This window comes from Acinetobacter sp. YH12219, assembly GCF_013417875.1.
Taxonomy (GTDB): Bacteria; Pseudomonadota; Gammaproteobacteria; order Pseudomonadales; family Moraxellaceae; genus Acinetobacter; species Acinetobacter amyesii.
On the sequence record NZ_VPDC01000011.1, the window covers coordinates 42,212 to 55,246 of the forward strand.

Genomic DNA, 13,035 nt, shown 5'->3' on the forward strand with positions numbered 1-13,035 from the left:
CTTGATCTAATGCTTTTACATCTTCATCATGTAATTGTGTCGGCATGTTCATGCTTTTGCTCCCGACTTTTTAATATAGTTGTTAAATATGGGATAACCCACCCCCAATAAGCGGGTATAGGTTTGCGGGGATAAACGCTTTAACCACCAAAATAATTTGGCATCAGGTTGCGGAATGGTATACAACTTCCCTGCATCTAAATTATTCAATGTCAAATTGACCACATCATGGCTCGTCGTAAATGCATGATTCATCAGCAATTGATCAGCTAAGCCTGAATATCGATTGGGCAAGCGTCCATTTTTCATAATATTGGTCGGCACCAAGGTTGGGCACAGCACATTCACACGGATATTTGCCGATCGGAGCTCTGCCGATAAAGTTTCAGACAATGCCAGCACACTCGACTTCGTCACGTTATATGCTGTCATTTCTGGTGCAGCGGTATATGCCGCCGCAGAAGCAACATTAATAATCGCACCGCCCTGCTTATTTTGCTTCAGCTTGGGTACAAAATAATGGCAGCCATGCACCACACCCCACAAATTGACATGCATACACCACTGCCAGTTGTCTAAACTCAGCTCATCAAATTTACCACCCAACCCGACACCTGCATTGTTGATCACCAAGGTCACAGCATGTCCCATCAACTGCTCGGCTTGCTCTGACAGCGCTTTAACTTCTTCAGCTTTACCGACATCACACTGCACCGCATAAGCATTTGATGAGGTCATGGATTGAATTTGATCCACCGTTTCTTGCGCTGCATCTAAATGAATATCTGCACAGACCACTGTTCCGCCACGACGTGCCAACTCCAAAGCGAAACTTCGTCCAATACCACTGCCTGCACCTGTGACCACCGCATAGGCGTTTTCACTTGGCTTGTTCTTTTTTCCAAATAGACCCATAGTTGTGTCCTTTTATCGTTTTAATGCTGGTGTAAATTCTTTGACGAAATAAGGTGTCAACACACCATCAACAGGGTTCAGCAAACGCTTTTTGTAATATTCAAGAAATGCAGAAGTGTCATGATCATTTGGGTGAAAACTTGGTCGTAGATAGTCAAAAATATGCCCGAGGCTGCTGCCATAAACACCATCTCTTAGCCCAAAAATCAGTTGGAAACTGCGCGGAACATCTTTCCAGTAGCTTAGGCTAATCAAATTTGATGGCTTTCTGTAGAAAGGGACAATCGATGCACCAATTGAAATCAAACCCAAAATGGTAATTAATGCAGGGAAAAAGCCAGCAATACGTAAAGCATAATTACCTGATAATTCTTGATAAACATCATAGGCAATGTCTTTGTGTTCAGACTCTTCCAACATATGCCACATCCAAATAGCGCGCTGCTTTTCATCTATTGAATTAAAAAAGATTTCTTCATGATTCATCATGTATTCCGCAAGCACTGCGGTGAAATGCTCAATTGCTGCCATTAAGGATAACTTCATTGGCTGTGGCATACGTTCAAAACCATAGGCAAAGACGTAGTGTTCTAACTTTCTAAAAAATTGCACAGGCAGATTTCTTGCGCGATACGCTTCATTCATTTCTTCATGCATACGTGAATGAATGGCCTCTTGCCCAATCAACGACGTGACACGTTGTCTTAATACAGGATCTTGAATAAAGTCGCGATGATATCGAGCAGTATCAATCACCAAATCTTCGCCACGGGTTAAGAAAATAGATAAAGATGCAAAATAGGCACTGGCCAATTCTGCATTCATATAAAATTTTGGATCAATTTTTTCTGGTTCGAAATCAAATTTCATATGACGAATAGGAACAACGGCAGACTGTTTTGTTGGGTCAAAGACAGGGCCTGCAAATACGCGTGCTAAAGTTTTTTTATCGGTTGAAAAGCGCTCATGATTTTGCTCTCAATTTGGGTGTTTCCCCTTCATTGACTTCATGTCGATTGAAGGAAAAACACATAGATTGAGGATCAAATTAAGTGAGATAGATCACTAGACCATTAGCAAAACCGACCTCTCGATTTGCAAAAATGCTCAAATATTTTCTTTGTCAGACAATCTTTAAAACATCGATGCTGTATGGCTCAAAAGCTTGTCATTAAAGGTCATGGCGTATTTTGAGTGAGTGATGATTATTGGATTTTTTGCACTTCACCGGTCGCAGATTGATAGACCCATTGATGATCAAACAGGCTGTCGTCTAAATGATCCAGTTTAAAATTACCAATCGCCACAGCATAGAATCCATTGCCCTGCTGCTTCAAATGTGTGATCTCTTGCATGAGTTCTTCAGTCAGTTGCCCCATGATAAAGTCTGAAATTACCACCACATCAGCATGTACAAAATTCGGTTGTTTCAACATGTCCACGGCATGATTCATCGCAGGGATAATATCCGTCCCCCCATGAAATGACTGCCCTAAAAAGTGAATGACATCATCCAAAGCACTATTATGTTGTAAATTCAGCGCGGTTAAATTGGTCGAGAAATTTACCAAATACATCGCTCGCTTTTCTTTTAACGCTCGAATGGATAAATATAGACAAATTGCTTTGGAAATCAGTTCAGGTTGTCCATTCATTGAGCCACTGGTATCTAAGCAGACAATCATCGGGCCTTTTTGTCCGACTCGACGCTGCGTATGGCGTGGGTCTTCGATCACTCGTCCCTGTTGCTGATCTTGTCGATTAAAACTCATCAGGTTAGATTCTAAATATTTCAAATCAAATAAAACCTGCAAGTCTGGATCGGCTAATAGCGCCAACTCGCTAGGTAAAGCCATACTGAGTTCTTGTGCCAATTTAATTCCAGTAATTTCCTCTTGCGCCATCGGGGTGTGAATAAGCTGCTGCGGTTCTTGTTCTAACTGAGCAGAAATCCGCTTACGTGGCATATTCGGCTGTGCGCTTCCGATCATTTGGCATAGACGTTTAAGCGCCCGATCTTGCTCGAGATAATTGGCCCATTGCTCAAAGTTTTGTAAGTCTTGCGCAGTTAATTGCCCTTTGGAATAGTCTAGAAAAATCCCAGTTTCAAACCCGACACTGTCATGGTGCTTGACCATTTTCGACAATGCTGCAAGAAAATCTTTGATTTCATCTAAAAAGGCATCGCGTTGTAAACGGAGTTGCTCAAACTCCCAATGCGCAATAGCTTCGGTCAATTTACGTTGCCATTTGCCTTTGAATAGCTCAATGTGTAATTGACGCTGCTGCTCGGTCTGCAACGACTGTTGGCTCTGTTGCCACATTTCAGTAAATTCTGGAATCCCCAAGGTTTGCATAAAGGCGGCATATTCAGTGTGGAATTGAACAAAATCGCCCTGTTCCCAATGCTTTAACGCAAGCCAATGTTCCAATTGCTGCTGCGCCACTGCATAGGGATGCTGCTGATCTAAACTCGACTTTGCCTGAAAGGCCCATTCCTGAATTTTTTGATCGAGCTTTTTTGCAACTTTATGATCATCCAACCAATGTTTTAAACTGGATTGTTTTAATTCATCATAAAGTTGTGAACTTAATTCATCGAGTGCCGATTGAGTTTGATGTCGTGTCGGTTTTAATTGCGACATAACTGTTCCAGACGCTCACAATCTTGCAACTGCAATTGATATCTTGCCAATTGCTGCTCAATAGATTGAATTAAATGTTGAATATCCTGTTCAGTGACAAAGACCGATTTAAACTGATGTTTTTGACTGTTAAAGCGTTCCGTCAACAGATCCAATTCTGTTTGAAACAGTGCTTTGAGCTGTTGAACCTCGTGTAACAGCTCATATTGGCTTGGTGCTGAAAGTGCACTGCGTGGACTGCCTTTGGTATGTTTTATATACGGCGTCACCACTTCCTCTAAGCCGTAATATCCACCTTTTAACGTACACACTCTTGAACCATTAAAATTACATACGATGCCACGCACTTCTTCACCGGTATCATCTAAGGCAAAGAAGTCCTTTTTCGTATCCATTTTATCCAGTTCGAGATACAACACTTTATCTTTATAGTGTCGATCTAGATTGGTCACTGCACGCAAGTAATCAGTGCCATGAATTAAATAACTCTCATAGACATCATCGGTATAATAAAAATGATTGAGCACCCGCTGTTCAAGTGCATCCTTCTCTGCCACATGCTGTTCGAACTGCAACCCATAATTTAAGCCATTTTCAGCCAATACGTCATCTATCTGCTGTGAAACAAAGGCAATGTCTTCAGGCTGATTCCATAAGCAATGTTTTAAAATTAATAAATCACTCAAAATCACCGATGGACGATCATTTAAAAATGCACAGGCTTTGACTAAATAAGCCACACGTTGCCAACGACGGTCAGAGACATAGACCACGTGATCTTCAAAGTTATGGTTGAGTCGAGTTTTAAGTTGATCAAACAGATTTAAAATCGAAGCGGGTAATTCCACCTGATATATCTGTTCCCGCCAATCTTGCAACTCGGCTTTTTTTATTTTTAAGGTCGCATCGACTTCAACACTGACTTGACTCGGCTTGGCCTGTAATAGTGCATGAAAGTTTTCTGCAACAGCAATCGGCGGCACTTCTAAGCGCAAAATAAAACGATCATACAAGGCATCTAGACCTTGATTTGGTTCGGGAATTTCATTCGATGCACTGACCAAAACATTCAATGGAACTTTTTGGACAATGTCACCATTTTTAAAACTCCGCTCATTCACCAAGGTCAGTAAAGTATTTAAAATCGCAGGGCTGGCTTTCCAAATTTCATCTAAAAATGCAAAATCTGCCCGTGGTAAATAATGTTCTGTTTTACGAATGTATTGATCTTCTTTTAAGGCTTTAATCGATACTGGGCCAAAAATTTCTTCCGGCGTACTGAAACGATTCATCAAATATTCAAAATAGTCATGGACTTCAAAAGCAGAGGCGATTCGACGTGAAATCAAACTTTTTGCAGTGCCAGGCAAACCATATAAAAAGGTATTCATACCCGCAACACCAGCCAACAAACTCAAAGCAATAATCTGCTCACGTTCATACATATTTTTGCTGATTTCAGAAATTAAAGTATTGATCCGTGCTTGCATCTGACTATCTGTTTGACCGAAAACTAAATTGTAACGCCCTAACCGATTTTTCGCTGTAGCAGATGCAAAAATATCGCTTTTTAAATACAGCGCAACAGTGCGATATCTTTTTTTCAGGTTATAGTTAAACTGCACATCCCTTTAGAGATTTAGACACCTTTCATCATGTTGCCCTTTTTTCACACACTCATTCGACTATTAAAACTTGAAGGTTTTAAATATCGATCCCTCACGGCAGGTGAAATATCCATGTGTCGCAGTGTGTTTGGTGATTTGATTCAATATGAGCAAGTGAAAGTGATGAATCACCCTTTTTTGCCTTGGCAATCTGCGCAAGTGGTCATGGCGCCTCAGGGGTATATCCATGCACGAAATTTACTGTTTAAAGCGGACTATGCCAAAGCGTCCTTAGGATATCGCGCCCTGTTTATTCATGAGATGGCCCATGTTTATCAATACCAGCAGCAGATCAATGTTTTGGGTCGGGGTGCTGTTTTACAGATGGCGTATTTCTTTAGTTTTAAAAAATATAATCCTTACCGCTATACCCTCAAACCACACAAGGCATTTTTTGACTACAACATTGAGCAACAAGGTGACATTGCTCGTGACATCTATTTAAAGCGAATTAAAAATATTATTTTATATCCAGAACTTGTTCATCAAATTGAGCTGTAAAGCGTCAATGCTCTTTGACGAATATTTATAGATAAATTGAATATCGCCAGATCATTCTATTTCACGCTATTGCTCGACCATTGACGCTATTTTAAGTACAAAAAAACAGCATTAATATTTACTTTATGGCACATAAGCTCAGCTAGGCTTTTAAAAGCTATGAATACCTCTAGTATCTCGCTTAAATTCAGATAAAATAGGTTCACCTTATTTTTTTGCTTTGCATCAAAACAAGTGAATTATCATACGATGATGGTGTTTTGTTTTCGCCTTTCGGCAGTATTTTTCGTATCTAAATACACTCGCTGAATAATCACAATAATACAAATCAGTGTGTTAAGTGTATTCACCTATAGGAATAGGATTTAGTTGGAATGAATAGTTTTAAAATTGCACTTGCTCAGTTCTCTCCGCATATTGGTAACCTAGAATCAAACGCAGCAAAAATGCTTCAACAAGCCAATGCTGCAAAAGAACAGAATGCAGATATTATTGTTTTTCCGGAACTTTCTACAGTTGGTTATCCTGCTGAAGATTTATTATTACGTCCAAGTTTAAATAAACGTACACAGCAAGCTTTTGAACAATTGGCGAGCGTTAAGGACATCGTTTTAGTCTTTGGTTTTGTGAATCAAACTGAAGATGGTCAGCGCTATAACTCTGCTGCTGTCATGAAAAATGGTCAAGTTCTCGGGATTTACAATAAACAAAATCTTCCAAACTATAGCGTTTTTGATGAAAAACGTTATTTCAGTGAGGGTCATCAACACCTTGTCTTTGAATATTTAGGTCATAAGTTTGGTGTGTTGATTTGCGAAGATGTTTGGGCATTACCAACTGTTCAACAGCTTGCTCAGTTAAATGTTGAAACCGCTTTGGTGTTGAATGCTTCACCTTATGAAGTTGGTAAACCACAGCATCGCATTGAAACCATGGCTGCATTGACCAAACAATTGAACATCAATCTGGTTTACTGCAACCAAGTGGGCGGTCAAGACGACCTTGTCTTTGATGGCACAAGCTTTGTGATGAACAATTCAGGTGAAGTTGCGTTGCAAGCACCAAGTTTTGTTGAAGATCTATATATCGCAGAATACGATGCTGAACAAAAAGCCTTTAAAACAGGTGCAATCACGCCTGTATTAAATACCATGGCTGAAATCTACCAAAGCCTTGTAATCGCAACCCGTGACTACGTAAAACGTTCAGGCTTCCCTGGCGTGATTTTAGGTCTATCTGGAGGTATTGACTCAGCATTAACTTTAGCGATTGCTGCCGATGCGATTGGTGCAGATAAAGTTCAAGCGGTCATGATGCCATATACCTATACCGCGCAAATCAGCGTTGAAGATGCTGCTGAACAAGCCAAGAATATGGGCGTAACTTTTGGTATTGCCGAAATCAATCCAATTGTGAATGGCTTTATGCAAACCTTATTCCCTTTCTTTGGCGATGCACCGACTGATGCGACTGAAGAAAACCTACAAGCGCGTTCTCGTGGTACGTTGCTAATGGCCTTATCGAACAAGTTCGGCAATTTAGTCCTTTCTACAGGGAACAAGTCTGAATTATCTGTTGGCTACTGTACATTGTACGGTGACATGGTCGGTGGCTTTGCGGTTCTTAAAGACGTCTATAAAACGATTGTATTTGAACTAGCAAAATACCGTAACAGCATTTCAGAAACACCAGTGATCCCTGAACGTGTAATTACTCGTCCACCTTCTGCGGAACTTCGTCCAGATCAGAAAGACCAAGACTCATTACCTGAATATGATGTATTAGATGCCATCTTATATGCGTATATCGAAGAAGACATGAGCCAAGATGACATCATTGCCAAAGGTTTTGATGCTGAAGTGGTGAAAAAAGTCATCCGTTTGGTTGATCTAAACGAATACAAACGTCGCCAAGGTGCGATTGGTCCACGTATCAGCTCACGTGCATTTAGCCGTGAACGACGCTACCCAATCGTGAATGGTTGGAAACCGGGTATCTAATTACTTGATTCAAATCAAAAAAGCCCAGTTCTATAACTGGGCTTTTTTATAGGCGCAAAAAACACAGCAGTAAATATAAAAAGTAATTGAGATGTGTATTTCAAAAGTTAGGACATCAATTCATAACATCAAAGATTTGAGTTCTCTTTTATTTCTACATTAACATCGTAAATAGATTATTTTATTAGTGCTGTAATTATTTCAATCTATTTGACTTTTTCTAGACACAAAAAAAGAGACCAAGCTGAGAGCTTGGTCTATAAAAATGGTGGCTATGACGAGACTTGAACTTGTGACCCCCGCATTATGAGTGCGGTGCTCTAACCAACTGAGCTACATAGCCGTAAACTGTGGTGGCATTATCTAGATTTCACACATTATCGTCAAGCATTTTTGTTTGCAATTGTTCAGAGTTTAAACAAGCAAAGTTCAAGATGTTACTATTTAAGCAAATTATGCTATTTTTAGCCCTATTTACTATATTTTTTGATTAAAAATTAGAGTTTTATCATGCAATTCAATTCGATAAAAAAAGCCTGTCTGACCCTCAGCCTTGCCGTCATGACCTTAACGGGCTGCCAAATCGTCTCACCTATTTTTGTTGACTATAATGGTGTGCGACGTGATGTGGCGACTTGGATTAATAAACAGCCTTTACTGAGCATGCAACAAAAGCGCAGCATGGCTCAACTTAGCCGAGCACAGCAGCCTATCATTCGTCTCGACTTCAATGATCAGGAGAAATTAGTCAGTGTTGCTCGCGCCAATGAAGCTGCAATGTATTGTGCCAATCAGCATTTATCAGCACGACAGATTCAACGCCTGCAAAAACAGATCTTCCCTGAAGATGCGTTGCATAAATTAAGCTTGCTTGAGCAACAAACGTTGCATATTACCCTGACAGAGCAAGAAAAACAGTGTGATTGAAACCAAGTCAACTGATGGATGAATTATCTAGGCTCAATTTTTTCAGCACCAAATTGTCTTACAATCTAGACATAGCTGCTTACATTATTGAGCATTTTTGCTATCGCTAAGCATGGTGAAAACAAGTCCATATTTTTGCAATATTTTTATTACTAATTTCGCAATATCCTTATGAATTTACTTGGTTTTATTCCTAAATAAAAAAGCGTATGATGAAACTATGATCAATGTAAGTAGCGCTTTTTTTCAGGTTTTTCCATCCAAATTCAATTGATCAGATAAGGAGAAATAAGATGGCTTTAAATAATATTTTAGTTCCAGTGGACGGTTCAGAAACTTCTTATGCTGCGGTGGCTAAAGCTGTCGAGTTTGCAAAAACTTTTGGCAGTAAAATTACTGTGGTTCAAGTACTGACGCTCGATCCATATATTGCTGCAGAGTATATTTCAGCAGCGCAAACCAATGATTTAATTGAACGTGCTCGTGCATCGATTTTAAATACACTTGAAGAAGCAAAAGCGAAATTTTCAACTGAAGGTGTCACTGTTGAAACTCGCTTACTTGAAGGTCAAGTGGTGCATACTGAACTGGTTAAAGCTGCAGAAGAAACACATGCGGACTTGATTATTATTGGTTCACATGGCCGTACAGGGATCAAAAAATTCTTCTTGGGCAGCGTAGCTCAAAGCGTACTAGGTGCTTCAGACATTCCTGTTTTGGTTGTACGCAAATAAGCCATTAGATTTATAGCGTGAAATAAAAAGCCTTCTGATCCTAGAGGGCTTTTTATTGACTACTTCATCAATTATAAAATTATAATTCTATGTTTAAGGCAAGGATTTTTTAGGGTAACCATTGATATTGTTTCAATGAGATGCGTCCATTCACCACAAAGACATTTTCAGCTGCCAATTTCAATTGCTGGATATTTTCACCTTTTTCATTGCAACGCTGCGTGCTGATTTTTCCCTGAGCATTCACCACCCGATGCCATGGGATCGTTGATGTTGTATCTAGATGCTTTAGTACATAGCCAACCAGTCGTGCATGTTTCGGTAAACCCGCTAATTTGGCAATTTGTCCGTAAGTGGCAATCTTCGCCTGCGGTATCAATTGAATGACCGACAAAATTTGCGTTGCCAATTCATCACTCTGCTTCATCTGATCTCCTTTGAGCCGCATAAAAAAGAGAACCCGAAGGTTCTCTTTGATTAATACTTAATTTTGACAGATTAGTACAGTAATTGGTTGTGATCGATTAGATCTTGTAAAGTCACATCGGTATTTTTCAAAGTGAGTAATTCAACTTTATCGACACATTTGGGCTATGACAACCATTTGTATAAATATCGCCCCTTGGTAGAGAGCGCATTTATGCAATTAAAAACATGGCGAGATATCGTATTTCTTATGCAAAAAGACAGCGTCATTTAAAGCAGAACTTCAAATAAACTTTATCATGATGTGACTAAAAGCTTCATGACGGCACACCTTACACGTCGGACTGTCTTTAAGAATTCATTTCTCCCCAAAGCCACAGTTTTTTGTCTTTTCATGGTTTCGCATTTTTTCTTTGAGGAATGACTAGAGTGCTTATAAATCTGAAATGATATGCCTACAGCATTTTGTGTCATATGCGCCATCGGTATAGCTAGAATTCATTGGCTCACTAGGTGAAATTTATGCAAGTAAGTTTTCTAGTACTTATGAACTGCTGACATTGTTGTCATGAGCTGAATTGTCCATGTTTGCAATGTTTTCAGCATCTATACCAATACGAAGTTTACGCCATTGTCGTCGACCTTCAGACTGATGTTTATTAGGTTTCGATTCACCTTCAGCTAATAACTTCAAACCTATAGAGTCAACAAGTAGATGTAGTCCATCAGAACTTTTTTGATAGCTAATCGCAATATCAATATGTTTTTATCTCCTGCTGAATGACCAGTCATAATTTCCCACATTTTGCTGTTTCATGATGGAACACAGCTAGAAATAAAAAAAGGAAATGCTCAAGCATTTCCTTTTTTTAAATCGAACAAAGCAATTTAGAAGTTTTCGGGATTTTCTAATCGACGAACTTCTTGCACTTTCTCTGGATTATGTACAGCAGCAACACCATCATCCGCTTTGGTATCTATTAATGCTTCTGGGTTATATACCGTGATGGTTTCATTACCATGTATATCTTCGCCCACGATATATTGGAAACCCTTTTTATTCATTTTATGGCACATTCTTTGATACCAACCTTTGAAACCTTTGGTTTCTTCATTCGGGTTGTAATAAAAAGCATTCATCACAGCGGGTAAACCTAGGCCACACACGAGGCCCGACATTAAGACTGCAATAAATGTATATCCAATCAAAATACTGCTGTATTCACTGAGTTCAGGAATATTGGCAACAGCAAGGATTAAGGCCAATGAAATACCGCCACGAACCCCACCCCACGATAAGATGGCAAGGCTACCGTTGTAACTTTTTTTGCGGAAACTTGGGAAGAATGCAAAAGATAAATAGTTTGCTGCAAAGCGCGATGCATGCAAAATGATAAACGCCACCATACCGCCTAAAATTAAGCTGATACTTAAATCTAAGATAAATAACTCGAGACCGATCAGGGTAAATAAGAAGGAATTGATGATCCCTTCCACCGTATGCCAGAAATGGTTCACTTCCCTGATTTCTCGGTCTTGGAGGATTTCTTTCCATTTATTCCCAACGATCAGACCACCAATAACACATGCAATTGGTGCAGATGCATGTGCGAATAAAGCGACTAGATATGAACCACTTGCCAATAATGCTGTGGTTAAAATCAAGGACTCCATTTCATGTTTACCGCGGAGTAAACGTAAAATCCCTAAACCAAATGCCCAACCAATAATGACTGCAACAACAATTTCATATAACAGTGTTTCAAGCGTACCAATGACGGTAAAATGTTCACCTTGCAAAACATTGAGTAAAGTCATAAACACAGCAATACACATGGCATCATTAAAGAGCGATTCGCCTTCTAATTTCACCATCAAATGATGTGGGGCACGTACAGAACTTAATACACCTTTAACCCCAATTGGGTCAGTCGCACCTAAAGCAGCGCCTAATAATAACAACACCAATAAATCAACATGATGACCAATTAAGAACTGATAACCATATAAAGCAACACCAAAAAACACCGCACAAAGCACCAAGGCAATACTGGCCAAAATACTGATCGGCTTCCAATGTAAACGTAAATCTGAAACTTTAAATTTCAAGGCTGAAGAGGTCAAAATAAAACAAATCACGCCATTAATTAAAAAGTCATAAAAGTCGATATGACGAACTGCCTCTTCAATATTGTGCAAATTAATCGTCACAAATTGATTGCCATTGAGTAAACTCGCACCCCATTGCAAAATAAAGACAAAAATTGCAGAAACAATGGGAACACCTATGGCTTGTGGAAAAGCCAAGATACGTTTATTAAAAATGGTGGTTGCAATCGAAAGTGCAAAAATAACGGTAAAAACCTGTAGAAAAAAATAATTTCCCATTTCGTTCCCAATTTTGGTGCTGTGTCGCCTACAGAGTGAGATATAGGTATTTTAAAAATAAATACTAAATTATTTGGTATTTAAAAATAAAATATTTTAACGAATTTTATCTAAATACCGTGTATAAATTCAGTTTTTTTCACATCTTTTATCAAGATCATTTAACATAGCAAGCCTGCATCGATTTTATGCATTTTTATCCTCTAATTTATTTCTCCTATGCATCAGACCATTAAAACTATTTTTCGACTCTTTTTTGCTGCTGTGATCTTTATCATTACTGCAGCGCTGATCCTGACTTGTTTTAGCAAGACACAGGAAATTTTACGTGCTGAGCACTATTTTAGTCAGGCAAAAAAGGTTTCACTGGATTCAACACCCAAAGAACAATTGGTTTTGGTCTCCAATAATGAATCACCCGATCGTGCGATTTTTATCATGCTGGCGAATAATGGTTATCTTGCCAAACTGAATTGTGAAAACTATGCACAAGATATTTGTCTCGATGAATTTAATCAGCAACACACCCGACAAATTCAACACCTCGATTTACTAAAAATTGGACAATTTAAATATATCCAAAATGTGAGTTTCACCAATAGCCGCACTGGACAAAAACAACAATTACGCTATAGCGATGCCCAATTAAAACAGTTCTATCAAAACGATATTTCAGGCCTTAAATATACTGTTTTTGGCGTGGCTTTATTCGCATTTGCCGCATTGTATGTCAGCTATCGTATTGTTCGAAACTTTAAATCATTTCTTAATAAATAAGTTTCAATCTATTTTTCAATGAAAAAAAGAGGATGTTTGCATCCTCCTTTTTTTG

Annotated in this window: 11 protein-coding genes, 1 tRNA gene and 1 pseudogene; 5 read left to right on the top strand and 8 right to left on the bottom strand. The window is 39.0% G+C overall.

What is annotated here, in order from left to right:
- Positions 1–48: 48 nt before the first annotated feature.
- From FTV04_RS08370 to FTV04_RS08385, 4 genes are all read right to left on the bottom strand, one after another.
- The gene (locus tag FTV04_RS08370) at positions 49–915 is read right to left on the bottom strand and encodes an SDR family oxidoreductase (RefSeq protein ID WP_180089233.1); all 867 of its coding nucleotides are present in this window, start codon (positions 913–915) and stop codon (positions 49–51) included.
- Positions 916–927: 12 nt separating this feature from the next.
- Positions 928–1,785, bottom strand: coding sequence for a metal-dependent hydrolase (locus FTV04_RS08375; RefSeq protein WP_180089234.1), 858 nt, complete (start codon positions 1,783–1,785; stop codon positions 928–930).
- Positions 1,786–2,120: 335 nt separating this feature from the next.
- Complete coding sequence (locus tag FTV04_RS08380; RefSeq protein ID WP_180089235.1) at positions 2,121–3,560, bottom strand: VWA domain-containing protein; 1,440 nt, start codon at positions 3,558–3,560, stop codon at positions 2,121–2,123.
- Complete coding sequence (locus FTV04_RS08385) at positions 3,548–5,185, bottom strand: AAA family ATPase (RefSeq protein WP_373688124.1); 1,638 nt, start codon at positions 5,183–5,185, stop codon at positions 3,548–3,550. The genes FTV04_RS08380 and FTV04_RS08385 overlap by 13 nt, the downstream gene beginning before the upstream one ends.
- Positions 5,186–5,215: 30 nt before the next feature.
- On the opposite strand from FTV04_RS08385, the gene FTV04_RS08390 reads away from it, so the two are divergent.
- Complete coding sequence (locus FTV04_RS08390) at positions 5,216–5,728, top strand: hypothetical protein (RefSeq protein ID WP_180089236.1); 513 nt, start codon at positions 5,216–5,218, stop codon at positions 5,726–5,728.
- A 374-nt stretch (positions 5,729–6,102) separates the two neighbouring features.
- Positions 6,103–7,728, top strand: coding sequence for an NAD+ synthase (locus tag FTV04_RS08395; RefSeq protein ID WP_180089237.1), 1,626 nt, complete (start codon positions 6,103–6,105; stop codon positions 7,726–7,728).
- A 266-nt stretch (positions 7,729–7,994) separates the two neighbouring features.
- Here FTV04_RS08395 and FTV04_RS08400 read toward each other — a convergent pair.
- Positions 7,995–8,071 (bottom strand) — tRNA-Met (locus FTV04_RS08400).
- A 167-nt stretch (positions 8,072–8,238) separates the two neighbouring features.
- Between FTV04_RS08400 and FTV04_RS08405 the strand changes: the two genes are divergently transcribed.
- Positions 8,239–8,655, top strand: coding sequence for a hypothetical protein (locus FTV04_RS08405; protein WP_180063456.1), 417 nt, complete (start codon positions 8,239–8,241; stop codon positions 8,653–8,655).
- A gap of 293 nt (positions 8,656–8,948) precedes the next feature.
- Positions 8,949–9,389 carry a universal stress protein gene (locus FTV04_RS08410; protein ID WP_078189919.1) on the top strand — a complete coding sequence of 147 codons (441 nt, stop codon included), beginning with the start codon at positions 8,949–8,951 and terminating at the stop codon, positions 9,387–9,389.
- Between the two features lie 109 nt (positions 9,390–9,498).
- Here FTV04_RS08410 and FTV04_RS08415 read toward each other — a convergent pair whose 3' ends face one another.
- The 3 genes and pseudogenes from FTV04_RS08415 to FTV04_RS08425 all read right to left on the bottom strand — a co-directional run bounded on the left by FTV04_RS08415 (position 9,499) and on the right by FTV04_RS08425 (position 12,203).
- Positions 9,499–9,816 (bottom strand): MGMT family protein, encoded by a 318-nt coding sequence (locus tag FTV04_RS08415; RefSeq protein ID WP_180011029.1) that lies wholly within the window; start codon positions 9,814–9,816, stop codon positions 9,499–9,501.
- A gap of 332 nt (positions 9,817–10,148) precedes the next feature.
- A pseudogene (locus FTV04_RS16805) lies at positions 10,149–10,581 on the bottom strand (transposase); the annotation flags it as partial.
- 122 nt (positions 10,582–10,703) lie between these two features.
- Positions 10,704–12,203 carry a sodium:proton antiporter gene (locus FTV04_RS08425; protein WP_180007461.1) on the bottom strand — a complete coding sequence of 500 codons (1,500 nt, stop codon included), beginning with the start codon at positions 12,201–12,203 and terminating at the stop codon, positions 10,704–10,706.
- A gap of 219 nt (positions 12,204–12,422) precedes the next feature.
- Here FTV04_RS08425 and FTV04_RS08430 point away from each other — a divergent pair, with 219 nt between their 5' ends.
- Positions 12,423–12,980, top strand: coding sequence for a hypothetical protein (locus FTV04_RS08430; protein WP_180089238.1), 558 nt, complete (start codon positions 12,423–12,425; stop codon positions 12,978–12,980).
- The last annotated feature ends 55 nt before the right edge of the window (positions 12,981–13,035 follow it).

Coding starts and splice junctions, on each gene's coding strand:
- FTV04_RS08395 (WP_180089237.1), top strand. CDS start 6,103: ATGAATAGTTTTAAAATTGCACTTGCTCAGTTCTCTCCGCATATTGGT.
- FTV04_RS08390 (WP_180089236.1), top strand. CDS start 5,216: ATGTTGCCCTTTTTTCACACACTCATTCGACTATTAAAACTTGAAGGT.
- FTV04_RS08380 (WP_180089235.1), bottom strand. CDS start 3,560: ATGTCGCAATTAAAACCGACACGACATCAAACTCAATCGGCACTCGAT.
- FTV04_RS08405 (WP_180063456.1), top strand. CDS start 8,239: ATGCAATTCAATTCGATAAAAAAAGCCTGTCTGACCCTCAGCCTTGCC.
- FTV04_RS08370 (WP_180089233.1), bottom strand. CDS start 915: ATGGGTCTATTTGGAAAAAAGAACAAGCCAAGTGAAAACGCCTATGCG.
- FTV04_RS08410 (WP_078189919.1), top strand. CDS start 8,949: ATGGCTTTAAATAATATTTTAGTTCCAGTGGACGGTTCAGAAACTTCT.
- FTV04_RS08430 (WP_180089238.1), top strand. CDS start 12,423: ATGCATCAGACCATTAAAACTATTTTTCGACTCTTTTTTGCTGCTGTG.
- FTV04_RS08415 (WP_180011029.1), bottom strand. CDS start 9,816: ATGAAGCAGAGTGATGAATTGGCAACGCAAATTTTGTCGGTCATTCAA.
- FTV04_RS08375 (WP_180089234.1), bottom strand. CDS start 1,785: ATGAAATTTGATTTCGAACCAGAAAAAATTGATCCAAAATTTTATATG.
- FTV04_RS08425 (WP_180007461.1), bottom strand. CDS start 12,203: ATGGGAAATTATTTTTTTCTACAGGTTTTTACCGTTATTTTTGCACTT.